Annotated in this window: 28 protein-coding genes, 2 tRNA genes and 1 other RNA gene; 4 read left to right on the forward strand and 27 right to left on the reverse strand. The window is 40.1% G+C overall.

Annotated elements, in window-relative coordinates:
• Positions 1-201: 201 nt before the first annotated feature.
• The 19 genes from PGU50_RS09180 to PGU50_RS09270 form a co-directional block, all read right to left on the reverse strand.
• Positions 202-876 carry a uracil-DNA glycosylase gene (locus PGU50_RS09180; RefSeq protein ID WP_270246774.1) on the reverse strand — a complete coding sequence of 225 codons (675 nt, stop codon included), beginning with the start codon at positions 874-876 and terminating at the stop codon, positions 202-204.
• Positions 877-892: 16 nt separating this feature from the next.
• Positions 893-1657 (reverse strand): imidazole glycerol phosphate synthase subunit HisF, encoded by a 765-nt coding sequence (hisF, locus tag PGU50_RS09185; protein WP_270202888.1) that lies wholly within the window; start codon positions 1655-1657, stop codon positions 893-895.
• A gap of 11 nt (positions 1658-1668) precedes the next feature.
• Entirely contained in the window at positions 1669-2274 is a 606-nt protein-coding gene (gene hisH, locus PGU50_RS09190; RefSeq protein WP_270246775.1) for an imidazole glycerol phosphate synthase subunit HisH, read from the reverse strand.
• A 143-nt stretch (positions 2275-2417) separates the two neighbouring features.
• Positions 2418-3878: a sensor histidine kinase gene (locus PGU50_RS09195; RefSeq protein ID WP_270246776.1), complete on the reverse strand. Its 1461-nt coding sequence runs from the start codon at positions 3876-3878 to the stop codon at positions 2418-2420.
• Positions 3875-4555: a response regulator transcription factor gene (locus PGU50_RS09200; RefSeq protein ID WP_022220129.1), complete on the reverse strand. Its 681-nt coding sequence runs from the start codon at positions 4553-4555 to the stop codon at positions 3875-3877. The genes PGU50_RS09195 and PGU50_RS09200 overlap by 4 nt, the downstream gene beginning before the upstream one ends.
• A gap of 112 nt (positions 4556-4667) precedes the next feature.
• Positions 4668-5231 (reverse strand): manganese efflux pump MntP, encoded by a 564-nt coding sequence (locus tag PGU50_RS09205; RefSeq protein ID WP_055249194.1) that lies wholly within the window; start codon positions 5229-5231, stop codon positions 4668-4670.
• 458 nt (positions 5232-5689) lie between these two features.
• Entirely contained in the window at positions 5690-7372 is a 1683-nt protein-coding gene (locus PGU50_RS09210) for a phospho-sugar mutase (protein WP_055261806.1), read from the reverse strand.
• A 163-nt stretch (positions 7373-7535) separates the two neighbouring features.
• Positions 7536-8459, reverse strand: coding sequence for a site-specific integrase (locus PGU50_RS09215; protein WP_270246777.1), 924 nt, complete (start codon positions 8457-8459; stop codon positions 7536-7538).
• A 62-nt stretch (positions 8460-8521) separates the two neighbouring features.
• Positions 8522-11503, reverse strand: a complete 2982-nt coding sequence (locus PGU50_RS09220) for a type I restriction endonuclease subunit R, EcoR124 family (RefSeq protein WP_117557714.1) — start codon at positions 11501-11503, stop codon at positions 8522-8524.
• A 23-nt stretch (positions 11504-11526) separates the two neighbouring features.
• The gene (locus PGU50_RS09225) at positions 11527-11832 is read right to left on the reverse strand and encodes a DUF3990 domain-containing protein (RefSeq protein ID WP_270246779.1); all 306 of its coding nucleotides are present in this window, start codon (positions 11830-11832) and stop codon (positions 11527-11529) included.
• Positions 11829-12047, reverse strand: a complete 219-nt coding sequence (locus tag PGU50_RS09230; protein WP_195370734.1) for a DUF3791 domain-containing protein — start codon at positions 12045-12047, stop codon at positions 11829-11831. The genes PGU50_RS09225 and PGU50_RS09230 overlap by 4 nt, the downstream gene beginning before the upstream one ends.
• An 80-nt stretch (positions 12048-12127) precedes the next feature.
• Positions 12128-12691, reverse strand: coding sequence for a restriction endonuclease subunit S (locus PGU50_RS09235; protein ID WP_270246781.1), 564 nt, complete (start codon positions 12689-12691; stop codon positions 12128-12130).
• 3 nt (positions 12692-12694) lie between these two features.
• Positions 12695-13168: an NADAR family protein gene (locus PGU50_RS09240; protein ID WP_270223668.1), complete on the reverse strand. Its 474-nt coding sequence runs from the start codon at positions 13166-13168 to the stop codon at positions 12695-12697.
• Positions 13168-13587: a hypothetical protein gene (locus PGU50_RS09245; protein ID WP_334291831.1), complete on the reverse strand. Its 420-nt coding sequence runs from the start codon at positions 13585-13587 to the stop codon at positions 13168-13170. Before PGU50_RS09245 ends, PGU50_RS09240 begins: the two co-directional genes overlap by 1 nt.
• A 13-nt stretch (positions 13588-13600) precedes the next feature.
• The gene (locus PGU50_RS09250; protein ID WP_270246782.1) at positions 13601-14248 is read right to left on the reverse strand and encodes a DUF3990 domain-containing protein; all 648 of its coding nucleotides are present in this window, start codon (positions 14246-14248) and stop codon (positions 13601-13603) included.
• 16 nt (positions 14249-14264) lie between these two features.
• Positions 14265-15512, reverse strand: coding sequence for a restriction endonuclease subunit S (locus PGU50_RS09255; RefSeq protein WP_270246783.1), 1248 nt, complete (start codon positions 15510-15512; stop codon positions 14265-14267).
• A 2-nt stretch (positions 15513-15514) separates the two neighbouring features.
• Complete coding sequence (locus tag PGU50_RS09260) at positions 15515-17113, reverse strand: type I restriction-modification system subunit M (RefSeq protein ID WP_270246784.1); 1599 nt, start codon at positions 17111-17113, stop codon at positions 15515-15517.
• 194 nt (positions 17114-17307) lie between these two features.
• Positions 17308-17874 carry a chromate transporter gene (locus PGU50_RS09265; RefSeq protein WP_270246785.1) on the reverse strand — a complete coding sequence of 189 codons (567 nt, stop codon included), beginning with the start codon at positions 17872-17874 and terminating at the stop codon, positions 17308-17310.
• Positions 17871-18437, reverse strand: coding sequence for a chromate transporter (locus PGU50_RS09270; protein ID WP_117557700.1), 567 nt, complete (start codon positions 18435-18437; stop codon positions 17871-17873). The genes PGU50_RS09265 and PGU50_RS09270 overlap by 4 nt, the downstream gene beginning before the upstream one ends.
• Positions 18438-18607: 170 nt before the next feature.
• Here PGU50_RS09270 and PGU50_RS09275 point away from each other — a divergent pair, with 170 nt between their 5' ends.
• Positions 18608-19249: a GDSL-type esterase/lipase family protein gene (locus PGU50_RS09275; protein WP_270246787.1), complete on the forward strand. Its 642-nt coding sequence runs from the start codon at positions 18608-18610 to the stop codon at positions 19247-19249.
• Between the two features lie 41 nt (positions 19250-19290).
• Here the strand turns inward: PGU50_RS09275 and PGU50_RS09280 are convergent, their stop codons facing one another.
• A complete protein-coding gene (locus tag PGU50_RS09280; protein ID WP_055261784.1) occupies positions 19291-19626 on the reverse strand; it encodes a hypothetical protein in 336 nt (111 codons plus the stop codon).
• 13 nt (positions 19627-19639) lie between these two features.
• Complete coding sequence (locus PGU50_RS09285) at positions 19640-20047, reverse strand: helix-turn-helix domain-containing protein (protein ID WP_117557698.1); 408 nt, start codon at positions 20045-20047, stop codon at positions 19640-19642.
• A gap of 213 nt (positions 20048-20260) precedes the next feature.
• Between PGU50_RS09285 and PGU50_RS09290 the strand changes: the two genes are divergently transcribed.
• The gene (locus PGU50_RS09290) at positions 20261-20956 is read left to right on the forward strand and encodes a 3'-5' exonuclease (protein ID WP_270246789.1); all 696 of its coding nucleotides are present in this window, start codon (positions 20261-20263) and stop codon (positions 20954-20956) included.
• Between the two features lie 124 nt (positions 20957-21080).
• Here PGU50_RS09290 and PGU50_RS09295 read toward each other — a convergent pair whose 3' ends face one another.
• From PGU50_RS09295 to PGU50_RS09310, 4 genes are all read right to left on the reverse strand, one after another.
• The gene (locus PGU50_RS09295) at positions 21081-21422 is read right to left on the reverse strand and encodes a VOC family protein (RefSeq protein WP_173687381.1); all 342 of its coding nucleotides are present in this window, start codon (positions 21420-21422) and stop codon (positions 21081-21083) included.
• Positions 21423-21707: 285 nt separating this feature from the next.
• A tRNA-Met gene (locus PGU50_RS09300) sits at positions 21708-21781 on the reverse strand.
• 27 nt (positions 21782-21808) lie between these two features.
• Positions 21809-21881 (reverse strand) — tRNA-Val (locus tag PGU50_RS09305).
• Between the two features lie 129 nt (positions 21882-22010).
• Positions 22011-22553: a GNAT family N-acetyltransferase gene (locus PGU50_RS09310; RefSeq protein ID WP_270246790.1), complete on the reverse strand. Its 543-nt coding sequence runs from the start codon at positions 22551-22553 to the stop codon at positions 22011-22013.
• A 314-nt stretch (positions 22554-22867) separates the two neighbouring features.
• On the opposite strand from PGU50_RS09310, the gene PGU50_RS09315 reads away from it, so the two are divergent.
• The gene (locus PGU50_RS09315) at positions 22868-24142 is read left to right on the forward strand and encodes a double-cubane-cluster-containing anaerobic reductase (RefSeq protein ID WP_117557690.1); all 1275 of its coding nucleotides are present in this window, start codon (positions 22868-22870) and stop codon (positions 24140-24142) included.
• Position 24143: 1 nt separating this feature from the next.
• Positions 24144-24422, forward strand: coding sequence for a DUF3343 domain-containing protein (locus PGU50_RS09320; RefSeq protein WP_055156326.1), 279 nt, complete (start codon positions 24144-24146; stop codon positions 24420-24422).
• A 105-nt stretch (positions 24423-24527) separates the two neighbouring features.
• Here PGU50_RS09320 and ssrA read toward each other — a convergent pair.
• Positions 24528-24873, reverse strand: a transfer-messenger RNA (tmRNA) gene (gene ssrA / locus PGU50_RS09325).
• 155 nt (positions 24874-25028) lie between these two features.
• Positions 25029-25631: an ECF transporter S component gene (locus PGU50_RS09330; protein WP_118199683.1), complete on the reverse strand. Its 603-nt coding sequence runs from the start codon at positions 25629-25631 to the stop codon at positions 25029-25031.
• Between the last annotated feature and the right edge of the window lie 26 nt (positions 25632-25657).

Consider the following 25657-nt stretch of genomic DNA (forward strand, 5'->3'; position numbering starts at 1 on the left):
AAAATATTAAATTTTCAAGGTTCTATTTTGGGGCTTTTGACCCTGGCATCATGACATTGTACTGTGAACAGTAACAAAAAGAATGTGCATCTCCGACACGTAGTGCCTTTTGTTTCATAGGAAGTTCCTATGAAATAAAAAAGGAAAAACAGACTGCAAATAAATCTTCACAGTCTGCCCGAAATCTCTATTTTTTATTCTTTACAATTCATCAATCTGCCAGTCGATTGGCTCTACACCATGCGCCTCAAGGAATTTATTTGTCTGGCTGAACGGTTTGCTTCCGAAAAATCCACGATACGCAGAAAGCGGACTCGGATGCGGTGCTTCCAGGATCAAATGGTTCGGATTGGTCAGCATTCTCTTTTTCATCTGTGCCGGTCTTCCCCACAGAATAAATACAATCGGCCTGTCCTGGGTATTGAGTACACGGATTGCTGCATCTGTAAATTCTTCCCAGCCAATTCCACGATGTGAATTAGCCTGATGTGCTCTTACCGTAAGAACCGTGTTGAGAAGAAGTACTCCCTGCTCCGCCCATTTCACCAGATTGCCGTGGCTTGGGATCGTACATCCCAAATCATCATGCAGTTCCTGATAAATATTCACCAGTGACGGTGGAATATCAACCCCTGGTTTCACAGAAAAGCTTAACCCCTCTGCCTGTCCATCTCCATGATATGGATCCTGACCAAGGATCACAACCTTGACATCCTTAAGCGGTGTCAGATGAAATGCATTGAAAATGTCATCTGCCGGAGGATATATCCGGTGTGTCCGGTATTCCTGATTCACTGTCTCAAATAGTTTCTTATAGTATGGCTTGGAAAATTCACCTTTCAGTGCATCCAGCCAGTCATTGTTAATTGCTGCCATATTCCCCACCTTTTCTCTACAGACGTACCGATACGCCTTTTTCTCTCAAATATTCTTTTACTTCTCTGATCTCCAGCTCTTTATAGTGGAACAGGGATGCCGCAAGCGCCGCGTCTGCCTTCCCCTCTTCACCAAGTGCTTCGTAGAAATGCTCTAGATTACCTGCTCCTCCAGATGCGATCACCGGAATTGATACATTTTCTGCGATCGTCCTTGTCAGCTCCAGATCATATCCGGCCTTCGTGCCGTCACAGTCCATACTGGTCAAAAGAATCTCTCCTGCACCAAGCGCTTCTACTTTCTTCGCCCACTCGACCGCATCAATCCCCATATCAATGCGTCCGCCATTTTTATAAATATTCCAACCGCTGCCGTCTGCCCTTCTTTTCGCATCAATCGCGACAACCACGCACTGGCTTCCAAACTTCTCAGCTGCTTCCCGGATCAGTTCCGGTCGATTGATTGCAGAAGAATTGATGGAAATCTTGTCTGCACCTTCCCGGAGCAATGCCTTAAAATCGTCAACGGTCCGGATTCCACCACCTACCGTAAATGGAATAAACACACACTCAGCAACTTTACGCACCATGTCAATCACCGTGCTTCTGTCGTCCGAAGATGCCGTGATATCCAGAAATACCAGTTCATCCGCACCTGCCTTATCATAAGCCTTCGCAATCTCAACCGGATCTCCTGCATCTTTGAGATCCACAAAATTCACACCTTTTACAACCCGTCCGTTCTTCACATCAAGACATGGGATAATTCTCTTTGTAAACACTGTCTGCCCTCCTACAATTCTACAAAATTTTTCAGTATCTGAAGTCCTGTATCACTGCTCTTTTCCGGATGGAACTGGCAGGCAAATACATTTCCCTGTTCAACCGAAGCATGAATGTGCGTGCTGTACTCGGTTGTCGCTTTTACAATACTTTCATCTGTTGCTTTCAAATAGTAGGAATGAACAAAATATACATACGGCTCTTCAGGTAAATCTTTAAACAATCTGCCGTCATTCTGAAGCTTCAGAGAGTTCCATCCCATATGCGGGATCTTAAGTCCCGGACAGTCCGGAATTCTAAGGATCTCTCCTTTTAGAATACCAAGCCCCTCCACACCTGGCGTCTCGTCACTTCTTTCAAACAAAAGCTGAAGCCCAAGACAGATTCCAAGAAGCGGGATTTGTCTCTTTGTTACTTCACGAAGCACTTCATCCAATCCATATTTTTTCAAATTGTACATGGCATCGCCAAATGCACCGACTCCCGGAAGGATCACTTTATCGGCAGAAAGTATCTCTTCTCTGTCTCTTGTGATAACCGCATCCTCACCAAGATATTTTAACGCTTTTTCTACACTTTTAATGTTTCCTGCATCATAATCAATAATCGCTATCATCCGCATATCCTCACGATTTTTATATTCTTGTAGTTATTCAAAAGAACTTTTTCCGCTCATGTCACAATCTTCTTCCCTGTGTCAATCAGTAATAAGCTCTTTTATAATGTACCACGTTACAGTGCGAATTGCAAGATTCGCGTTTATTTCATGTCCAGTTCAAACCAGAACTCAACACCATTGGTATGATTGATCGCACCGTATCCTTTTCCAAAGGAGTCCATGATCGCCTTCACAATGGAAAGCCCGATACCATTTCCACCGTATTCTCTGGTTCTTGCCTTATCAACCTTATAGAATTTCTCCCAGATATGTGGCAGATCTTCCTCCGGAATCGGCGTTCCGGTATTGAATACGGTAATTTTTGCCATATCATTTTCCTGGGTGATCTTGATCTCGATCACCTTCTCACCATCGACATGGTTCAGTGCATTGTTGACATAGTTCCGGACAACCTGCTCAACCTTAAACTCATCTGCCCAGACATAAACAGGGTTCTTGTGGCGGAAAATCACTTGTGCTTCTTTCTGCTCGATCAGAATATCCAGACTCTGCAGGACACCCGAAATCAATGAAGTAATATCAAACCGTTCAAACTGTACATCATCCTCACCAAATTCCAGCTGGTTCAGAGCAAGTAGATTCTTCACCATCCGGTTCATCTTTCCTGCCTCGTCCATAATGACTTCACAGTAGAACTCCCGGCTCTCCGGATCATCATTGACTCCTTCTTTCAGGCCTTCTGCATATCCCTGGATCAGGGCAATCGGCGTCTTCAGTTCATGGGAAACATTCCCCAGAAATTCGCTTCGCATATTTTCTCGTTTTTCTTTCTGCTCAATGTCTTTCTGCAATTTATAGTTGGCTTCTTTCAGATTGGAAATCGTCTGCTCAAGTCTTTCTGACATCCGGTTAAAGTTCTCTCCCAGTACACCGATTTCGTTGCTTCCGCCGCTGGTATATTTTGCATCAAAATCCAGATCGGCCATCTTCTGTGAAAGTGTTGCGAGCTCCATGATCGGCTCCGTGATCCTTTTTGAGAAATACCACGCAAGCAATACACTCACAAGAATCACACATCCGCCGACGACTCCGATAAATCTGTTAAAAATCGTGACTGCCGAACGAATACTCTCCAGCGGGCTTCGCATGATAAAGATATCACCATTGTCAAAGTTTCCCCACATGGTCAGGTACTCTGTATTATTTTGCGGATCAACCGACTTGCAGATATCATAACTGTCCGTTTTTTCCAGAACCTCCTGATGATTCTTATCGTACAGATATCCGAAAAGCTGTACGACCATCATCTGTTTTTCTCTTACATTAGTATAAACCACATTGTATTCTGAATCGATGACTGCAATGGAAATATTATTTTTCTCTGTAAATCTTCCCAGGTCTTTTTCCGGTGTCTCAGAATCGATTGTACCGTTCTCCACACCTTCCTGCACCATTGTATAGGCCTTTATAAATTCTGATTTCTTATTGGAAATATAATACTTCTCCAGAAAACTTCCGTTGACGATCATAAATACAACGATCATAAACAGAATCAGACCTACAAAAACAGTCATCATCTGTCTTTTTATTGAATATTTCATGACTGTACCTCGAATTTATACCCCATACCCCAGATAGTCTTAATATAATCTCCTTTATCACCAAGTTTACTTCTCAGCTTCTTTACATGGGTATCAATGGTTCTGGCATCCCCGAAATAATCGTAATTCCATACATTATTAAGAATCTTCTCTCTCGATAAAGCGATCCCCTGATTCTCCACAAAATATGTCAGAAGTTCAAACTCTTTGTAACTGAGTTCGATCGGTTTTCCATCGATCTTCACCATATGTGCTGCTTTATCAATCTCGATCCCGTCCGCATGAAGCAGATCATCCGAAGCAAGCGCATTGGTTCTGCGCAGAATCGCAGTAACTCTTGCAACCAGGATCTTCGGGCTGAACGGTTTGGAAATGTACTCATCCACACCGAGTTCAAACCCCTGAAGCTCGTCCCTCTCTTCACTTCTTGCGGTCAGCATAATGATCGGAACCTTTGATTCTTTACGGATCTCACGGCAGGTCTGCCAGCCATCCATATGCGGCATCATGACATCCAGGATGATCAGTGCAATATCTTTTTCCTCATAAAAAATGTCCATTGCTTCCATACCGTCTCCGGCTTCGAGTACAGCATATCCTTCTCTTTCCAGGAAATCGCGCACCAATTTGCGCATACGGCTTTCATCATCTACTACAAGAATTTTCAGTTTATCCATAACTCTCACGGGCTCCTTTTATCACTTTATTTCTAATTATACACCAGAATAGCAGATAATTGTGTTCTTTATGTGAAAGAAGAACAACAGGATCGTAGTTTCGTATTTATTTTTATCCTAAAAAGCCAAGATGCTCTAACAAAATCTTCAGACCAAGCAGAATAAGGATGACCCCACCGACAATTTCGGCTTTGTTCTTATAGCGGGCTCCAAAGACGTTACCAATCTTTACTCCGGCAAAGGAAATGATGAAGGTCACGATTCCGATAAAACAGACCGCCGGAATAATATTTACCTTAAGAAATGCAAAGGTAATTCCTATAGCGAGTGCATCAATGCTGGTTGCTACTGCGAGAAGGAACATGGTCTTCACATCCAGGCTTGCATCGGCTTCCTCTTCGTCATTGTCCAATGCTTCGTGAATCATATTTCCACCAATCAGCGCAAGTAATACAAATGCGATCCAGTGATCTATAGAAGCAATGGCTTCCTGGAACTGCGCTCCTAAAATATAACCAATTGCCGGCATCAATGCCTGAAATCCACCAAACCATAAGCCAACGATAGCCGCCTTTTTGAAAGTGCACTTCGGCATAGCAAGTCCTTTACAGACAGAAACTGCAAATGCATCCATGGACAGCCCTACTGCAATCAAAAACAATTCAATTAAACCCATAATTTTTCTCCTTTTTAAAGCTAATCATCTTATCCAATGTGAAAATAATTGTCTGCGGCAATGCTTTGTCTGCGGCAATGCTTTGCCTGCACTTGGCTCATCGTATATAATCGAGCAGGCTGACTCCTACTCGATTTGTATACTTTGTACACCATCTCGCTTAACAGCTTGATGATGTACATTCGCCAAATGCAGATACTTGTGCAAGCACAAATCTGCACTTGGCTCATCGTATGCACAAAAAAAGACTTATTCGTAGCATAAAATACTACGAATAAGTCTCATTATTTAAAGCTATGCCAGACAGCCATTGCTGTCAGTATGTTGACAAAGCTACGTCATCGCGCCAACTACTCCCTTATCGATAAAAATTATTATATCGGGCAGGTTCTTTTCTGTCAAGCCTGATTCTCTCCAAATTCAGATCAGACTCATTCTCCAAAATCAACTTTTGACTGCTACGCCATGATCGGCTTTAATGCTTCTGCAAATTTGTCTTTCTTTGCCTGTGCTTCTTCCAGATCTTTTCCAAGTGTTGTGTAATAGATCTTAATCTTCGGCTCTGTTCCTGAAGGACGAACAATAACAGTCTCGCCATCTTCCAGTTTGTAGATCAGTACATTCGCAGAAGGAAGTCCGGTTTCTTCCGGTTTGGTGTAATCTGTAACAGATGCAACCTTGATTCCGGCTACTTCTGTGAGCGGATTCTTACGAAGGCCTTCCATAATACCTGCCATCTTGTCCATTCCGCTAAGTCCCGGGAATTCAAAGCTGTCTACTTTGTTCAGATAACGTCCGTACTGCGCGTAGATTTCTTCCAGTCTCTGCTTCAGTGAGCTTCCGATGCTTCTGTAGTAAGCTGCCATTTCACAGATCAGCATAGATCCGATAACAGCATCTTTATCACGTACATACGGTCCTGCAAGGTATCCGTAGCTCTCTTCAAATCCAAAGATGAAACGGTCTACTTCTCCGGCTTCTTCAAGCTGTGCGATCTGGTCACCGATCCACTTGAATCCGGTAAGTACGCTTCTGAGTTCTACACCGTAATGCTCTGCAACTGCATCTGCAAGCGGAGTAGATACGATTGATTTTACAGCAACTGCTTTCTCAGGCATGGTTCCTTTTTCAATACGTCCTGCGCAGATGTAATCGAGAAGCAGAACACCGACTTCGTTACCACTTACCAGTTCGTAAGAACCATCCGGGCACTTCATTGCAATACCTACACGGTCTGCATCCGGGTCTGTTGCAAGCATCAGATCTGCATCTGTCTCTTTTGCAAGGTTAAGTCCAAGCTCCAGAGCTGCAAAAATTTCCGGGTTCGGATAACTGCAGGTCGTGAAGTATCCGTTTGGATATTCCTGTTCCGGAACGATTGTGATATCTGTGATTCCAATGTCTTTTAATACCTGTGTTACCGGAACAAGTCCTGAACCATTGAGCGGGCTGTATACCAGCTTCAGTCCTGCTGTCTTGCAAAGTCCCGGTCTTACCTGACGTGATTCGATCGCTTCATAAAGCGCCTTCTTGCAGTCATCTCCTACAAAACGAATCAGCCCTTTTTCTACACCTTCTGCGAAGGATATGTATTTTGCACCTGTGAGGACATCTGTCTTCTGGATCTCAGCATATACGATTGCTGCAGCATCATCTGTCATCTGGCATCCGTCCGGTCCATATGCTTTATAACCATTGTATTTTGCCGGGTTGTGGGATGCAGTTACCATAACACCTGCATTGCAGTTATAATAACGTGTCGCAAATGAAAGTGCCGGCACTGGCATCAGCGCGTCATAGATTCTGACATTGATTCCGTTTGCTGCCAGAACACCTGCTGCTGTCTTTGCAAATACATCACTCTTCAGACGGCTGTCGTAGCTGATTGCCACAGTCTGTGTGCCACCCTGTGTCTTAACCCAGTTCGCCAGTCCCTGTGTTGCCTGACGTACTACATAAATATTCATACGATTCGTTCCTGCTCCGAGAACTCCACGAAGTCCGGCTGTTCCAAACTTCAGAGCTACAGCGAAACGATCTTTTATCTCTTCGTCATTTCCTTCAATTCTCGCTAATTCCGGACTCAGATCGGCATCTTCCAGATCTGCTTCCAGCCAACGTTTGTACTCTTCCTGATACATCTTGACCACTCCCTACTATAATTTGTTCTTATTTTTGTACATTTTAACAAAAATATACTTTAAATATACCATATCTTTGACTAACCCGCAATGATTTGGGTAAGAAAAGTCCGTTAAAACATTCTAATTTCACAGCGTAAGTATTTTCATAATTTGTTTCATTTTACAATCCTGATAAAGTTCTCATTACCAGATCCACATCTTTGTTTTCCAGCTCCTGAATAATATGAAGATATGTTTTCTGTGTTGTCGTCATACTTGCATGTCCTAACCGGCGGGCAACACTGGCAATTGATACACCTGCAAACAGCAATAACGACGCATGTGTATGGCGAAGTCCATGAATTGAAATTTCAGAAATACCACATTTTTTGCAATGTCTGGTAAGTGCATCATTTACAGTAGAATTATAAATTTTTGATTTTCCTACAAAAATAGGTTTATCTTCAGGAAGTCTTTTTGTCAACTCTGAAAATTTAACTACGATTTGCCAGTCAATCTGAAGTTTTCTTACCGAGGATTTATTTTTGGTAGGTAAAAATCCACCATTGCCTTTATAATCCCATGTTTTGTTTATCGATAATGTCTGTCTGGAAAAATCAAAATCCGCAGGTGTAATAGCAAGTGCCTCTGAAAAACGCATGCCAGTCTTTGCTACCAGAAGAATGAACCAGTCCCAGTTTGGTTCTTCTCCGATATCAAGATCATTAATCAGCGTATGAAGTTCAAACTGATTCAGATACTTTATCTTTTTTACTCTTGGTTTTTTTCCTTTAATGATTGCTTTTCTGGTTGGATCTCTTTCAATCATTCCTTCATCAACAGCATCCAGAATCGCACCTTTCAACTGATGATGGAAGTCTAAAGTTGTCTGCCTTTCATGCTCTTTTGCATAATCATTCAAAAGTTTCTGATATGCCGTTCTTGTCAATTCTGAAACTTTCAACTCTGGTATCAATTTTTCTACCCATTTTTGCGTCATTAAATATTTCGCCATCGTTGCTTCCCGGATCGCACCTCTTTTATAGATTTCTATCCACTGAGCATAATATTCACAAAAAAGCAGATTGTTTGTATCACTTCGCATAAGTTCCCTCCATTTCTTGAAATTACTTACGCTGATGCAAACATCTATAAATTTCCAAACACCTATACAGTTATCAGCAATGGCTTAATTTCCTCTTCCAGAATCATCCTTAAATCTGCCATCATCTGTGAAAAATATTTAAACTTCGGAAGTGGCTTTTCCTGTCCCGCTTTATATTTTGTGTAATCAACCGTTGCTTTAATTGCACTTTCATTCGGGATCTCACCATTTCTGTAATGCATTGCCGCATACATAACATCATCTTTTGAAGCACACCATGTACTGCAAAAATCTGTGATAACCGTATTTATACAATCTCTTTTCATGTTCTCTACAATATTAAGGATTGACTTTCCTCTGTACTTTGTATCATCTTCTTCAATATCTCCAATCAGATCACACATAATTTCTGCTACCTTGCCATTACTCTTTCGCAGTTCTTCAACATACTGCAGAACTTCCGCAATTTTTCTTTGTTTCTCCTCCGGCGATATTTCTTCTTCCTCTTCTGCTGGCGTAACAATATTCTGGATCAAATTGATAATATATTCATAATCAATCTTTGTATTACTGTACGCCATCAATTCATAGTCCTGATCAATTTCTTCACCTGATTCCTCTTCTGAGCCGCCACCGTCCGGAGTTTCTTCATGAATTTCTTCCATAACATTTTTATAATGACCTACATACTCATCATATTCTTCTTCCGTAAATCCATATTCTTCAAGCATGGTGTCATCATATTTGGTAAATGATTTCAGCTGTGCAAACAGACTGTCAAAAGACTGGAACATTTTTGCAAATACTTTCTTTTCCTTCATAGACATTTTCGGAATGTCTGAAGGATTTTCTGCACATACTTTTAAAGCTGCAAGCGCCTTACGAAATGCCGGTTCTATTTCTTCCCATTCTGCCAGAAGTGCTGTTCCTGTACTTCCTGCTGAATACAGCTTCACCGCATCATCCACACATTTCTTAAAAAGCTTTGGTGCCTGAAAAGTCACAATCTGTCCGTAGGTTTTGTTTTTATCGTAAATACGATTTGTCCTTGAAAATGCCTGAATCAAATCATGTGGTCCCATTGGTTGACGATCTATAAAAATAGTCGACATACATGGTGCATCGAATCCTGTCAAAAGACGATCAACCACAATAACCAGATCCAGTTGTTCATTTCTGCTCTTGAATTTGGCATCTTTTCTTGCCAGCCGTTTATTTAAATTGCTATTGTATCCCTGAATCTGTGAAATTTCAAACTTAGTGCCAAACATTCCATTGTAATCATCAAGAGACTGCTGCATTTTCTCCTGGTTTACATGTGATCCCTCTTCGTTTTCTGTTACCGAATAAGTAATTGCAAATTTAGGGAAATCCGGTAATACCTGTTTGATTTTCTCATCAATCACAAGTGAAGTTTCTCCATTTTTTACTTTTGTCAGCAAATCATAATATTTCTGTGCCATCTGAATAGAACTCGTAGTAAGGAGTCCTTCATAGGTTTGCCCTTTTCCATTTTGAAAGCCAAGCTTGTGATAAGATTTATTCAAAATGATATCTAATACACTTAACATATGTGTTTCGTTATCATATGCACTACTATCTGTTTCATCTGCAATATTTTTCGGACCATTATGTTCTACCTGGAATCCTAAGACAGCTTTGTCATGAATCGCATTCTGTATTGTATAACGGTGAAGACGTTCACCATATAATTCTTCGGTAGTTCTCGGCAAATCTCCCATCTGTGGATAAGGATTTTCAGCAAATCTCGGTGTGCCGGTAAATCCATACCATAAAGATCTGCCAAAAAATCGTTCCAGTTCTCTTTTTGTTTTTGGTGTAACTGCTCTATGGCACTCATCTACTACAAAAGCAATTTTCAAATTTTTAATTTTATTATATTCTGGCGTTCCTTCCTGAAGTCTCTTGCTTACAAGAATCTGCATCTTCTGAATCGTTGTAACAATCACCTGTCTGTCATCAGACCTGAGTTTTTTCTTAAGATCATTTACATTATCTGTCTCATCAACATCTACAAGGTCATTATTTGCATACGCCTGAAATGCCATTGTAGTCTGCGTATCCAGATCTTTTCTGTCAATCAGGAAAATCGCTTTATCAATTGCCGGAATATCCATCAAAAGATTTCTTGTTGCTTTATAGGAAGTCAATGTCTTTCCAGAACCGGTTGTGTGCCATACATAACCGGATTTTCCCGTCTTCGATGCCTCTCGGATCGACTCAATTGCATGAATCTGATATGGGCGAAGCAAAATCAGACGTTTTGCATCCTCATCCAGCACTGTATATCTCGCAATCATTTCATGCGCTTCCGGAATCCGAAGAACACTTTTTGCAAAATCAAGATAATTTGCCACCTGATTATTGTCTTTATCCACCCAGCCACTCATAAACTTCGAATTTAACTCTGTATCACTGGCTGCTGCAAAATATCTGGTATCAGCACCATTACTTACAACGAACATCTGAACAGCCGAAAAAATTCCAGCAAATTTTCCTTCGCTGATGTATTTTTTAATTTGATTAAACGCCTCCATGTAAGAATGCTGCTTATTCTTCAATTCAATATGTATCATTGGAAGTCCATTAATCATCAGCGTTACATCAAAACGCCGTTCTCTTGTCAAACTGGTATTTTCATCATCTGTTTTTAACGCACTGTACTGATTGATTACTTCATAAACACTGCTGCCACCGGCAATATGTTCATGATTCATCACTACCAGGTGAAGTCTTTCCGTATCTCTTTGAACATGAACCTGCACTTTCCCATTCTCTCCAACCAGCCATTCACCTGCTTTATAAAATGAAGAAAACTGCAACTGGTTCTTTACCTGCTCAAATTCTGAGTCTGACAAAGGTTCCCCATTCAGCCTGTCTTTGTTATTCTGTTCAAGGATATATCTGAAATTCGCCCATAAATCTGCCTCTGTTTTCAAATCCTCCCTGTATGTCCACTGTGACTCACCGTAAATCAGCTGATCGATCAGTTTTTGTTCTATCATTGACTCCAACTCTGGCATGATTTTCTTCTCCTTTATGATTGTTATTGGAAATTATACTTTCTGGTTCTTCCTGTTTTTGGCATTTGGAAGCTGTTTATATATTCTTCTGTTGTCTGTATCCCGAAATCTTTAATTTTAAGATTCTTTAAATCTTTAAAATTATCCTCTATCTCATATATATTTACAATCAGCTTTTCCCCATAAATTCTTGCTACTCTTATTGCCATTTTTTCAGCCTGTTCTTCAATATCTGTCAAATAAAATCCCTGTCCAAAATCCTTGTATGGTCTGCACATTGCCAGATTTATATTATCAATCGCTATATCGCTCCCATGATACAATCTCATAATGTACCTCCATTTTTTTTACATAAAATTCCCAAATCTTCTAATATTGTTTCAAAATCCAGCGTATGTTCCACATCATAATTTTCTTTGATAAAAGCAATTCCTTTAAACTTGAAAAGATACTGAAATGCCTCTTTGCTACTTATCTGATACTTACGGGCAAATTCATTTACACATGCAATAGTAAAACCAATTTTTCTTTTCTGTTCACTCATCAAAACCACTTCCTTTCGGCATAAAACCAGGTCTATCTGTCACCTATTATTGTTCTAATCATAATATGACGTCTGATTTTCTATATAAACATATTTTGTAACATAAATTTCTTAACACTTCGCAATTCATCACACTTACGCTGGTGAAGAGTGATGAGGTGATCTAAATCATCAAAATACGTAGCTATTTTTCTCTGCTCAGCTTCAGATGGAAAAATCATTTTGTATTCAAGCATATCGCTTAATTTCAGAACTCTATTTCTTCCGGCTCCTCCTGGTGATGATAATTCCAAATGATGTTTGAAATTTTCGTCAAGAATCAGATATCTAAAAAATTTCGGATCCATCCCCGCATTAAAGCTATATTGTGGAAACCTATGAGAAACAAGCTTTCCAGCGTCATTTTCGTCAGTAATTGCTACTGCATGTTCCCATCCAAATGTAATATTCACAATGAACTTATCCGCTGCTACTCGGAACATTTTAGCTGTCTCAAGTTCTTTTCCTTTTTCAACATAACTATGAAATGTTCCTTTGGCATGGCTTCTAATTCCAAGTCTTGTATAGCCCTCTGTCGGAGTTTCTACTGGATCTTCGTATTTTTCTACTATTTCTCCAAACTTACGCTGTTCCCAAGAGTGCACTTTTTATAATTGTTCTCTTACCATCATCAACGCATATCCCAGTAAATTTTGTCCTCTCCATTTACTCCGATTATATCTATTTTCATCCTTCATAGATAATCCAATTCCCCAAATCTGATCTTTAACAGCACACTCTACCAAAATCGCATTATCAGTTCCTATAAGTTTCTCTTTTAAATCATGGTTTTGAGAAAATTTTGCAAGAAGTCCTTCATAAACAACAATCTGCCTTACTCCATTCCAAAAATTTTCATCATATCCTTTAACATCTCTTCCTAACTTCTTAATCTGTGCCACATCTTCTGTCTGCAAAATCTTATCTGCTATCTTTTTGTCTTGAAAACACTGTGCTTTCCGATACATCATAAATTGTTCCATAGAAGAAAAATCTATTCCATTTACACTAAACTGCACCGGATACCAATTACTCAAATATCCGTTTTCCTCATATGGATTATGAAAACAAATAATTTGCATTATTCTTCACCTACTTTTTTTACTGCCAAATCAAGTTCCAGATCATGTAATCCATAATACGCTTTTTTCAAAAAGTCTATCGGTACTTTCTGAACCACTTCTGCACTTGGGATATTGTAATACCATTGGTAATAAGCATAAAACTCGCCAATCCAATCTGGCATAAAACCTTTCAGTCCCTCACCATTCTTTAGCGTATATTGTTCCGTTTTCAAAAAATATTCCCACAATTCTTTGCAATCCATAGTATTTACATAAGCCTGTGCTTCATCAATACTTTTTCTTGTGTTACTTTTCATGTAAGTCTTAATAAATTCTTCCGTATCTTTATCTGGGAATTCCTGTGCTACAAAGTCAAACAACTTTCCCTGTGTTTCCACGACATCACTTAAATAATCTTCTGCATATGCTCTCATCATCATCTCTCCCGTTCTAAAGCAATGTACTGAATACTTTTGTTACCTTGTTTGCATCAGAATCTACCAATTCCCGCATTCTTTGTCTTGCTGATATATCTCGCTGATTATATTTTTCTCTAAACTCTGTATAATCAACAGACAATAATCCTTCTTTTACTTCCTGCAATTTTGAATATGCTAATTCAGATTTAATACAATATTGAATTCCCAAACCTCCTAAAGATAAAAGTTCTTCCAAAATATCAATGTCAATATTATCTCTCACAAATTCTTTTGCAATATAAAAGTATGACGCATTAGCTCTCCAGCCTTTTATAACATCATATCCACTTGTATCAATTCCATATTTGTCAATAAATCTCTTAGATAACATTCGATAACGTTTGGAATCTGCTGCATCTCTATGCTTCATCAACTCTGCTAGCCATGAAAGTACATCTTTTTCTTGAAAATTCAGAATTTTCAAATCATCCGTATCCAATTCATATTGATGAACCCAGCCATTCGTAACATTCGGTTTACAAACCGCCCATTCTTTTGCAAGATCTATATTTCCAGTTAAATAAAAGCCCATTCCATAATCATGCTTTTTTTCACCAAGTCCATATGTCGGCACTACAATTTTTTCAGAAGTTCCATGAAATAACGTTATTTTTTTCATTGTTTCACCCTTTTCTTTATACAAACATGTTCTGTAGCATATATTTTTTTATTTCTTTTAGTTCATTACACTTTCGTTGGTGAAGAGTGATGAGGTGGTCAAGGTTACTTAAATAAGTACCTATTAGTTCTTGATCCTGTGTATTATTTGGATAGCAAACCTCTAATTTTCGTTGTGTCAATATAGGTACCTGACTACGGGTAGTCTGTTTCATATATTTGAAAAGTTGATTTTGGAACAAATCTGACCGCAACATTTGTAAGAAAAATTTAGAATTCATTTTATTCTCATTAATTCTAAATAAGGTTAATGATGTGCTCAAAATAGCAAAATCATACTCCATTGAAAGCTGTAAACATGGACCTACTGTAGCATTATGCGCCAACAATATATCCCCATTTTGAGCAACACCTTTCCTAAACTGTTCTGCCCTTTTTAATGGTAAATATTTAACTAAATTAAAGTCTATATCATCTCCAGATGATGAAATAGCAGATGCTGCTATATATGGAATCCCAGCATCAGTAAATTCATCTGAACGAGGATATAATTCACCATGATTGCCATCACTTTGCTCTATAATTATATTATCTTCTATTAAATCCCCCAACTTACGCTGTTCCCAATCTTCAGTAAACCCGGAAAATCTAATTTCTGGAACTGAATGACCATTTTGTGGAAACATCTTTTGAAGCATATATTTTTTCAAGGTTTTCGTCTCTTCGCACTTTCGCTGGTGAAGAGTGATGAGGGTATTTAACTGCTCGAAATATAATCCAATCTTATTCTGTTCATCATAGGATGGAATAGTTACTTCAAGCTCTTTTATTATCTGAGCAGATAAATTTCCTTGCCCACCTTGAAGATATGTATCTGTGATTTTATCCTTCTCTTTTCTGAACCATTCCACTAAAAAATTTGCATTTATATCATCGTTTGGTATTATTGCTAAAATCGCTTGATTTATTGCACCATCAAGCTTTGCCCGGCTTACCTCTCCGCTTGTAGCGCCATACAATGCATATAAAATATCCCCTTCATGAACCATTTTTGCTGATGAATTTTTCATACCTAATTCAGTAATAAAAAGTTCTGTTTTGTCACTGTAAATTTCACCTGAACGAATGAAAGGTATATCACCATCATAGTACTCTGTAGAACCCGATTTAGGTGTCCCACCTGAATATGAAGTTGTAATATTACAAACCTTACGCTGTTCCCAATCTTCACTATACCCTTCAAATCTAATTTTAGGTTTTCCCATCTCTACCCCTCCATTTTCCCGATCAAATCATTCAAAGATGCCATTATTGACGCATCATCTGATGTTAATTCTTTGAGCATTGAAAGGAATTCTCCCTGCACTTTTTCGATTTCTTCATCCGTTTTCTTCATTTCACCTAAAAGTGCCGGTAGATCAACCTCTTCTTCTTTCTCAAAATTATCAACATATCGTGGTATATTGAGGTTAAAGTCATTTTTTTCTATATCTTCAAAGTTGGCAAGGAATGCCTCTTTTTCTACAGTTTCTCTCTTACTGTACAGATTGATAATCTCTTCAATATGTTCATCTGTCATTTCATTTTGCTTTTTCCCTTTATTGAACTTCTTGGAAGCATCAATAAATAATACATCTCTGCCATCTCTATGCTTTTTCAATACAATGATGCAAGTCGGAATGGACGTGTTATAGAAAAGATTTGCAGGTAATCCTATTACCGCATAAATATTTCCTGAACGAAGCAGTTTTTCTCTGATTTTTCCTTCAGCTGCGCCGCGAAAAAGAACACCATGTGGTAAAACAATTGCCATAGTTCCATTACTTTTCAAATGATACAATCCATGAAGCAGAAATGCATAATCTGCTTTCGACTTCGGTGCCAGTACACCATAATCACTGAATCTTTCATCTTGTAAAAATCCGGCAGCTGCACTCCATTTTGCTGAATACGGTGGATTCATAAGTACCATATTGAAATCTGTTTCTTCTCCTGTCGGCCAGTCTCCGTCAAGTGTATCTCCGTTACGAAGTTTCTGGTTTTCTGCCACAATTCCATGAAGGAACATATTCATTCTTGCCAAATTGTAAGTAGATGTATTCAATTCCTGTCCATAGTATTTAATATATTCTGGATGCTTTGCATATTTTTTTGCATTCAAAAGAAGCGAACCTGATCCCATACATGGATCATATACTGACAGACCTTGCTTTTCTTCCTGTCCCTTGATTGCAATTCTGGTTAAAATTTTTGATACTGCCTGTGGAGTATAGAATTCTCCTGCTTTTTTTCCTGTCTCCGATGCAAACCATCCAATCAAAGTTTCATATGCATTTCCAAGTATTTCTACATCCGAATTCAACAAGTCTGCATTATCAATTACTTTAATCAAACTTGCAATCGTATCACTCTGCTTTTGATCTCCCACTCCTAAACGATTGGAATACAAATCAATATCCGTAAACAAATCCACGAACAATTCATCACTTTGCTCAATATTATTAAATGCCTTCTGTAACTGCTCACGGCTAAAAGAATTATTTCTCGCTGCATCCGCAAAATAAGTGTAGGTAAGCTCCGGTTCAATCACATAATGGCATACACTTTTCATTTCCGTCTTTAACGCTTCTCCATCTTCTCCATTAAGAACTTCCACATATGCATCCAGTGCCTCTTTCAAGCTCTCTGGTTTTCCATCACAAATCATATCATATACTTTTATCAGAAAAGAATCGGATAAGTACTTGTAGAAAACAATCCCCAGCAAATAATCTTTATACTCATTTGCATCCATTTTTGAACGCAAAACATCCGCCCCACTCCATAACACGCTGTTTAAATCCCTGCTGTTCTCCATTTCAGCCATTTTATACTCCTCCGTCTTCTGTTATTTCGCCGCAATGGGCTACTTTCTAATCATAGTGAAAGTATACCATACCTTCAAAAAATATGGTACTCATTCATCCTCTGTATTCTGCATAGAAAAAGACTGAAAGATACCTCTCCACAATAGCTTTCAGTCTTCCATCTTATTCTTTTTCACAATTAAACAGCACCCATTTACATCTTCCAAACCAGCTCCACGCCAACTTTCATCACCCCGGCAAGCACCATCACCCAGATTGGATTCATCTTCACCTTCCTGAGCAAGATCACACATACCACAAATATTCCAACCATCAGCCAACTGGTATCAGATATCACCATTTTCCCGGAAGCTTCCCAGAATGCTGTCTGCAAAATGGAAATTCCCGCCGATCCGATCAGTGCAACCACCGCCGGTCTGATCCCTCCAAGTATTCCCTGCAGCATGTCCATTTCCCGGTATTTTAAGTACAATTTTGCAATGATCGTCACGATAATGCAAGATGGTGTGATATATCCAAGTGTAGCCACAACCGCTCCCGGCATTCCGGTCAGTTTCATCCCAACAAAGGTTGCTGCATTGATCGCAATCGGTCCCGGAGTCATCTGGGAAATGGTGATCAGATCCGTAAATTCCGTCATGCTGAGCCAGTGATGCACATTTACGACCTGCCCCTGGATCAGTGGAAGTGCCGCATATCCCCCTCCAAAGCTGAACAAGCTGATCTGAAAAAAGCTTAAAAATAATTGTATATACATCATACTCTTTTCCTCCGTCTGTTCCAGATTGTCCGGATTACACCAAAAGCTCCACTTGCAATCACAATATAAATCACATTGATTCCCAATACACAGGCTGCTATAAAGGCTGCAATCATAACAATCGTTGCCACATTATCTTTCTTTTTTATAATTCCACATCCCATTTCATAAGTGACCGAGGCAATCACAGCTCCGACACCTGCCTGCATCCCTTCCAGCATCTGACTCACCAGATAATTATCCCGAAATGCATGATAAAAAGCAGAGATCAAAGAAATGATCACAAACGGTGGAATAATCGTTCCAATAATTGCAACCAGTGTTCCTGCAAGACCGGCAAGCTTATACCCAACCACGATTGCCCCATTTACCGCAATCGGTCCCGGTGCTGACTGCGCGATTGCCACCAGATCCAGCATTTCATTTTCTTCAATCCAATGATAATCATCCACAAACTTTTTCTTCATCAGCGTAACGATCACATAACCGCCGCCAAATGTAAATGCACTTAGATATAATGTAGATAGAAAAAGTTTAACCAACACTTCTCTTTTATTCTTCATAATTTTTATCCTCCACCCATTAGTATATCTTTGCTTTATACAGATGTAAATTAAAATCCAGGTAAATTTCAAAACCTTTCCAATACAATTTTACCTCTTGACTTTTCCAACAATCTCATTTATCATATATAGCATATCAATTTAGTAGGTTTATAAAGGAGTGACACAGAATGAACATCTTATGCTTTGGCGACTCAAACACATATGGCTACAAACCGGACGGAACCGGCAGATTTGACACCGACACCCGATGGACCAGTCTGCTTCAGAAGAAGCTGGGTGCTGACCACCGTGTGATCGAAGAAGGTCTTTGTGGAAGAACCACTGTATTTCAGGATGATCTTCGTGAGGGACGCCGTGGACTTGATCTGATCGGTGTCACGCTGGAAATGCATAACCCTATCGATCTCCTTATCGTTATGCTCGGAACCAACGACTGCAAAACAAGATACAATGCGTCCGCAGGAACCATTGCCAAAGGATTGGCTCAAGTCATCCAAAAAGCTCGAAAAAACGTTTCCCAGCCTTTTAATCTCCTCGTCATTTCACCGATTCATCTGGGTGAAGGTGTTGGCGATCCTGGCTTTGATCCGGAATTTGATGAAAAATCCGTAGAAGTTTCAAAAAAGCTTGCTGAAGAGTATCACAAAGTGGCACTTCTGCATCATGCAGCATTTCTGGATGCCTCTGCTTTCGCATCTCCGAGTACAACCGACCGCGAGCATCTGGATGCAGCCGGTCACGCTGCACTTGCTAATGCAATCTATGAAAAAGTTATCGATATGCAAAAAGAACTGGAAAAAGCGGTATAGATTTTTAACGTCTATACCGCTCTTCGTATTCGTATTCTTCATTAAATATAAATCCGCATGATATTGATCACAAATCCAATCGCCCCAAGTGTCATAAACACAAGCGCAGCTCCTGCTGCCTTTTTTCTTGTTTCAATCTTTTCCTGATCTTCGATGCTCATATTCTGGACCGGATATTTTCTTCTACCGATCAGATAAAGAATCAGTCCACTTGAATTATTTCCATTCATCGCCCAAAATCCCCAGAATTTCGGGTGCTTTAAGCCTCTTGCTTTTGCATCTGATACCGTCATCTGATAAATCTGCCATGCGGTGCAGATTGCTCCTACCAACGCAATTGCTCCGCTTGCTACTGCTGCTATTTGATTCCATCCCATAATAATCTGCCTCCTAAATCCGTTTGATAATCTGATAAAGCAATACCGATGAACTCATGATTACCACACAAAATACAATTACCAGATAATAGGTTCCTTCCGGCAACAGCATGTTCAGCGCAATCAACAGTATCATCAGTATAATATTTAAAAGAATTGCTCCAGTCAGTTTTTTGTTGCTTTTTACAACATTTGTACTCTCTTCCAGATGTTCTGCCATCTTCTGATCTCCTTTCAACAGTTCATCAAGACTTACGGAATAGAGATCACTAAGTGCAATGACACTGATAATATCTGGATACGATTTTTCATTTTCCCAATTGGAAATAGTCTGGCGGGAAACATCGATTTTCTCTGCAGCCTTCTCCTGGGTAAGCCCGGCTTCTATCCGTGCATTTTTTAGTTTCTTTCCTATTTCCATAATTCCTGTTTCTTCCTTTCACGTACATCATTCCATATAGAACACCAAAAGTCTATCAAACATCTTTTACAAATGGCATTTTTGCCTGTCAAAATTCTTTTACACCGGCAAATATACCTGTATCTTACCATCCGGAGAGATTTGTATCAAGAAAACTATGGCACTTTCTCCTCGCATCTGTTAAAATAGGATTTCAGAAACGGAGGTTTTGAAATGCTAAAATCCTATGTCTGTTTTGACCTGGAAACAACCGGGCTTGACCCACTATATAATGAAATTATTGAAATCGGAGCACTGAAAGTCCGTGACGGAAAGGTTGCCGAACGTTTTATGGAATTCATTCATCCACAGGAAGAGATTTCCCCGATGATCACGAATCTCACCGGCATTACGAATGAAATGGTTGCAAATGCCAGACCTGCCGATGCTGTGATCAGTGATTTTCTTGAATTCAGTGAAGATGATGTCCTGATCGGTCACAATGTAGGCTTTGATTACAGCTTCATGAAATCAGGTGCTTCCAATTTAGGACTTACTTTTGAAAAATTTGGAATCGACACATTTAAGATCGCCCAGCGCACCTTAAAATCTCTTCCGTCCAAGAGTCTTTCCAGTCTGTGCGAATACTATCAGATTGAAAACAAAGCTGCGCACCGTGCCTACTATGATGCGCTTGCCACAGCAAAACTGTATCAGACACTGGCACACTATTTCGAGAATGAGGATCCTTCTCTTTTTAAGCCACAGCAGCTTACATACAAAATAAAAAAAGTGCAGCCTGCCACAGTAAAACAGATTGCACTTTTGCAGAGACTGTGCAGCCAGAAGAAAAAAGTACCGGAATGGAATCCGGATACGATCACACGCAGTGAAGCATCTCGGCTGATTGACACTTTATTAAAGGCATAAGCAAAAAGATAGAATACGTCTTAAAGAATCTTCTTTCTTATAAACGTACTCTATCTTTTTTAGTTCTTTTTCACTGATCTTTCGCATATTGTTTCACCTGCCCGAAAATAATCTCTTCCGGATCTTACTTATTTACTTTCCAGTTTTCCAGAAGTTTTAATTCTATTTTCGTTCCATTCGGCAGTGAGAACCAGTGGTCGTTGATTGCTTTTACCGGATAAGCCTTGATCTTTTCCATCGTTTCTTCCACGGAATCCACCGCGATTGAAATGTGGTCGTAGCCATTTTCTCCCTCTGTGTTAATTTCTTCCATTTCGCAGAGCTGGATTCCTTCTTCGTACCAGCATTTTCTTCCCGGTTTTTCACCGATCTCTCTCCACATATGCATTTCAAATACATCTTCAAAAAATTTCTGTGCATCCTCGTAAGATGCCGTTCTGATTGCTGCATGATCGATCTTTGCCATATTCTATATCCTCCTATTTTCGAAGTTTATATTCTATTTTAGGATAATTCATTTTGTGAGAGCGTGCAAGAAAAACAATGACATGAGGAGATAGATAAAAGTTATTGACAAATACTGTTGTGACACCCGTCTTCATACAACTGGCACTCAAACTTATTTGTTGCAGGGATGTGATGTGCGGGAGCCATTAGCTATCATATATGTAAAAGTTTCAAGACATTGGACAATGTAAACATACCGTTTTTCCATGCAAAAAGAAGTCCCACACAAGGACTCCTTCTTTAGTAGCGGGAACTGGATTTGAACCAGCGACACCGCGGGTATGAACCGCGTGCTCTAGCCAACTGAGCTATCCCGCCATATGAAATTTACAACTTATGTTGTAGTGGGACCAATAGGGCTCGAACCTATGACCCTCTGCTTGTAAGGCAGATGCTCTCCCAGCTGAGCTATGATCCCTCATCACATTTATGCGACTTGTTTAGTCTACTATTATTTTCTACAAATGTCAATACTTTTTTCAGTTTTTTTACAGATTTTCTCTTTTTCCGTCAGCATATCTCCCCTTACTTCCTGCTTTCCAGACCATTACCTGTAGATTTCTTCCCAATGCTCTTTTGTCATAACATTCGTATGTTCAACCCGCACCTCATGTAAAAGCGGCACAGGAACTTCATTACAGGTATGATGATAAACAAATCCCAGCTTTTCCTGCACTCTTTTTGATTTCAGATTGCCATCATAATAAGCGCACCAGATTGTTGTCATGCCAAGATCTTCAAATCCATGTCTCAATAACTCTCTGGAAGCTTCCGGCATATAGCCTCTTCCCCAGAATGGCTGTCCAAGCCAATATCCAAGCTCGCACTCATCGTCGCGCTTTGTTGTATTCGTGTGTCCATTCAGTTTCAGTTCCACAGCACCTATCGCAATATTCTTTTCCTTTTCACAGATTGCGTAGCACTCTGCTCCATCAAATACATTTTTGATGACAGCTCTGCTTTCCTCCACACTCTTATGCGGCGGCCATCCTGCAGCAGGTCCGATCTCCGGATCTTTTGCGTATTCAAACAGACTTTCCGCATCTTCCTCTGTCCATTTTCTCAGTATTAATCTTTCGGTCTCCAGCATACTCTTCCACCTCAGTCTTTATATTTAAATTTTTAATAAATTTGTTTTCTTCAAATTCTATTCTATACGTTAATCTGTTTTCTCAGTATATCATAAGGATTTTATAGTTTCAACATTCCACATTTGCATGGTTATACGTAAAACGTATTTCAATAATTCATTTTTTCTATATATCGTCCTATTTATAGTTATTTTACACATTTCACCATATGTATTGACTAACTCATTCGTCATTTTGTACAATATTTTATATGGATAGCGACAAAATATATGGATACTAACAAATCGTCATTGTATAAAAGGAGGAAATGAAAATGGCTGATTATGAAAAAATGTGGGAAGACCTTGGGATGGATGTCAAAAATCATGACAATCTCTGTCAGGTTCTTCCGACAGCAGTTGGGGATGTATTTATGACACAGGAAAACCGCCCGAAGGCAATGGACTTCTGGGATATGGTCATCGCTGAGGTGCACGGTATCCGCCCGGCTGAACTCATTGAAGAGCAGAAAAAAGGACGCAAGGTATTCGGAACCTTCTGCGTATATGTACCGGATGAAGTAATTATCGCTGCAAATGGTATCGTAACAGGACTTTGCGGTGGATCACAGTTCTGGGTTCCGGACGGCGAAAAAGTCCTTCCGAAAAATGTCTGTCCACTTGTAAAAGCTTCTGTAGGAGCAAGACTTGGACGTACCTGTCCGTTCTTCCGTATCGCAGATATGTATGTCGGGGAAACTACCTGCGATGGCAAGAAGAAAGCTTACGAGATTCTCGGGAAAGACGTTCCAATGCATATTATGGACGTTCCACAGATGAAGCGTGAGAAAGATATTATCAAATGGAAAGAAGAAATTACAGATTTTGCAAAGATTGTAGAAGAATTCACCGGAAACGAAATTACACCGGAAAAGCTTGCAGAAGCGATCAGTATCTGCAATGAAAAGCGTAAAGCTCTTCAGAGAGTTTATGACTGCAGAAAATCAAAATGTCTGCCAATTTCCGGACGAGATGCTCTGCTCATGACCCAGATTTCTTTCTTCGATGATCCGGTACGTTGCGCCCAGATGTGTAACCGTCTGGCTGACGAACTGGAACAACGAATCAAGGATGGTGTATCTGTTGTACCAGAAGGCACAAAACGTATCCTGATCACAGGAACGCCTCTTGCAGTTCCGAACTGGAAATTACATAACATCATCGAGACAAGCGGCGCTGCTGTTGTCTGTGAAGAGATGTGTACAGGAACAAGATATTTTGAAAATCTTGTAGACGAATCCGGTGAAACACTGGATGAACAGTTCATGAATCTGTCCAAACGTTACATGAAGACAAACTGTGCATGCTTCACACCAAATACGGGACGTATCGACGATATTCTCCGTATGGTCGACGAATATCAGGTGGACGGCGTCATCGACTGCAGTCTGATGTTCTGCTGCCTGTACGACACAGAAAAGCTTGCAGTTTCTGAAGCACTGAAGGCGAAAAATATTCCGGTACTCTCTCTGGAAACAGATTACACCGATAAAGATGCTGAACAGCTTCGTACAAGAATCGGAGCATTTGTGGAGATGCTGAATCAGTAAAATGGAAGAAAAAAATAAACATATCCGCTATTATATTCTCTTTGACAATCACACACAGGGCATGATGCTCCATGAGCTTCTGGATAAGCAAGGTCTTCCTAACCGGATTGCACCTGCCCCACGTGACACTGACGGCAAAGCAGCCTGCGGGATGGCGCTTCTGATCCATCCGGATGACATTGATGCAGTCAGGACATGCATCGAAGAGAATCATGCGGAATATGTAAACATCGTTCCATTGGAAAATCAGTTGCAGAAAAAGAGAGACCGATATTGTTAAATGTAGAGTGTATGATAAATGAGGAGAAAGCGAAAAGCTCTCTCCTCATTTTGACTCATCATATTCAAAAACCGCTGAATCATCTCATTTTCAGCGGTTTTACAGGTATGGACCTGAGGGGAATCGAACCCCTGTCCGAAAGCTCTTCCATAAAGGCATCTCCCATCACAGTCATTCTTTTGACATTCCCTCCATAAGCCGCCGAACAACAGGCTGCTTACTTTAGTAGCTTCATAAATTCTTCCATTCCCTCAAAGCTTTGGAAACGAAGTGCCTCATCTGGTCGAAGCCGGTTACTTAAGCGATGAGAGACTCAAGACCGACTGCTGCAACTAGGCAGCGTACGCTAAATTTTCGTCTGCGTTTATATTTAGTTGGAACTTTTAACGTAGTGTCCCGCTACGGATGGCTTCCTTGACTTCCGTGCCCCCGTCGAAACCAGTACAAGCCCTGGTTCTTGGAAGCCGTATCATCAAAAATACGCTTCTGCAAACAAGATCCGTTCAGAAGTCAACCTTCTGCCCTCCCATTTGCTCTATATATTATATGCGGACATCCAGGCTCATGTCAAGGCATCTCCGCATATAATTTACTCAATCTATCATTTTACGCTTCTTTTGTCTTCCCCACTTCCAGCATTCCGCTCTTTGCAAGTGCCGGTCGCAGTGCATTGTAGATGATCACTACAACGATTGTAGAAAGGACTGCATTTACAAAGGTAGCAGCTGCGCTCCATTTTGCAAGAACCTCTGCCATCTGCTGCGGCTGTCCCAGAATGTACTGTTTGTAAAAGTATCCGACGATCGGATCTGCAATGACATTAAATGCAAGTCCGGCTACAGATGCCAGCAGGCTCCATTTGAAAATGTATTTCTTATCGGTACTTTCATTGATCTTTGCGATCTTATGCGCTACAAGTCCTGTGATCAGTCCGATGCAGAGCTTCAGGATAAATGTCTTCGGTGCTCCGGTAATATAGATCGGATCCATCACATCCGCGATTCCCATTCCGATCGCTCCTGCAAGTCCGCCGTACCAGCCGCCCAAAAGAAGTGCGGCAAGCACACAGAACGCATTTCCAAGGTGGATTGATGTTGCATCTCCTCCCGGCATCGGTATTTTAATCTGCAGATACGTAAAGATTACGTAGCAAAGTGCAGCAAACAGCGCTGTCTGTGCAATTTTCATAACGGTTGAATTTGTTTTCATAGTCTGTCTCATCCTTTCTTATTCCT

Origin of the sequence: Coprococcus sp. AM11-30B, from assembly GCF_027674365.1 — a bacterium.
Classification (GTDB): domain Bacteria; phylum Bacillota; class Clostridia; order Lachnospirales; family Lachnospiraceae; genus Allocoprococcus; species Allocoprococcus comes.

Coding starts and splice junctions, on each gene's coding strand:
- PGU50_RS09180 (WP_270246774.1), bottom strand. CDS start 876: ATGGCAGCAATTAACAATGACTGGCTGGATGCACTGAAAGGTGAATTT.
- hisH (WP_270246775.1), bottom strand. CDS start 2,274: ATGATAGCGATTATTGATTATGATGCAGGAAACATTAAAAGTGTAGAA.
- PGU50_RS09195 (WP_270246776.1), bottom strand. CDS start 3,878: ATGAAATATTCAATAAAAAGACAGATGATGACTGTTTTTGTAGGTCTG.
- PGU50_RS09200 (WP_022220129.1), bottom strand. CDS start 4,555: ATGGATAAACTGAAAATTCTTGTAGTAGATGATGAAAGCCGTATGCGC.
- PGU50_RS09205 (WP_055249194.1), bottom strand. CDS start 5,231: ATGGGTTTAATTGAATTGTTTTTGATTGCAGTAGGGCTGTCCATGGAT.
- PGU50_RS09210 (WP_055261806.1), bottom strand. CDS start 7,372: ATGTATCAGGAAGAGTACAAACGTTGGCTGGAAGCAGATCTGGAAGAT.
- PGU50_RS09215 (WP_270246777.1), bottom strand. CDS start 8,459: ATGCGAAGTGATACAAACAATCTGCTTTTTTGTGAATATTATGCTCAG.
- PGU50_RS09220 (WP_117557714.1), bottom strand. CDS start 11,503: ATGCCAGAGTTGGAGTCAATGATAGAACAAAAACTGATCGATCAGCTG.
- PGU50_RS09225 (WP_270246779.1), bottom strand. CDS start 11,832: ATGAGATTGTATCATGGGAGCGATATAGCGATTGATAATATAAATCTG.
- PGU50_RS09230 (WP_195370734.1), bottom strand. CDS start 12,047: ATGAGTGAACAGAAAAGAAAAATTGGTTTTACTATTGCATGTGTAAAT.
- PGU50_RS09240 (WP_270223668.1), bottom strand. CDS start 13,168: ATGCAAATTATTTGTTTTCATAATCCATATGAGGAAAACGGATATTTG.
- PGU50_RS09245 (WP_334291831.1), bottom strand. CDS start 13,587: ATGATGAGAGCATATGCAGAAGATTATTTAAGTGATGTCGTGGAAACA.
- PGU50_RS09250 (WP_270246782.1), bottom strand. CDS start 14,248: ATGAAAAAAATAACGTTATTTCATGGAACTTCTGAAAAAATTGTAGTG.
- PGU50_RS09255 (WP_270246783.1), bottom strand. CDS start 15,512: ATGGGAAAACCTAAAATTAGATTTGAAGGGTATAGTGAAGATTGGGAA.
- PGU50_RS09260 (WP_270246784.1), bottom strand. CDS start 17,113: ATGGCTGAAATGGAGAACAGCAGGGATTTAAACAGCGTGTTATGGAGT.
- PGU50_RS09265 (WP_270246785.1), bottom strand. CDS start 17,874: ATGATGTATATACAATTATTTTTAAGCTTTTTTCAGATCAGCTTGTTC.
- PGU50_RS09270 (WP_117557700.1), bottom strand. CDS start 18,437: ATGAAGAATAAAAGAGAAGTGTTGGTTAAACTTTTTCTATCTACATTA.
- PGU50_RS09275 (WP_270246787.1), top strand. CDS start 18,608: ATGAACATCTTATGCTTTGGCGACTCAAACACATATGGCTACAAACCG.
- PGU50_RS09280 (WP_055261784.1), bottom strand. CDS start 19,626: ATGGGATGGAATCAAATAGCAGCAGTAGCAAGCGGAGCAATTGCGTTG.
- PGU50_RS09285 (WP_117557698.1), bottom strand. CDS start 20,047: ATGGAAATAGGAAAGAAACTAAAAAATGCACGGATAGAAGCCGGGCTT.
- PGU50_RS09290 (WP_270246789.1), top strand. CDS start 20,261: ATGCTAAAATCCTATGTCTGTTTTGACCTGGAAACAACCGGGCTTGAC.
- PGU50_RS09295 (WP_173687381.1), bottom strand. CDS start 21,422: ATGGCAAAGATCGATCATGCAGCAATCAGAACGGCATCTTACGAGGAT.
- PGU50_RS09310 (WP_270246790.1), bottom strand. CDS start 22,553: ATGCTGGAGACCGAAAGATTAATACTGAGAAAATGGACAGAGGAAGAT.
- PGU50_RS09315 (WP_117557690.1), top strand. CDS start 22,868: ATGGCTGATTATGAAAAAATGTGGGAAGACCTTGGGATGGATGTCAAA.
- PGU50_RS09320 (WP_055156326.1), top strand. CDS start 24,144: ATGGAAGAAAAAAATAAACATATCCGCTATTATATTCTCTTTGACAAT.
- PGU50_RS09330 (WP_118199683.1), bottom strand. CDS start 25,631: ATGAAAACAAATTCAACCGTTATGAAAATTGCACAGACAGCGCTGTTT.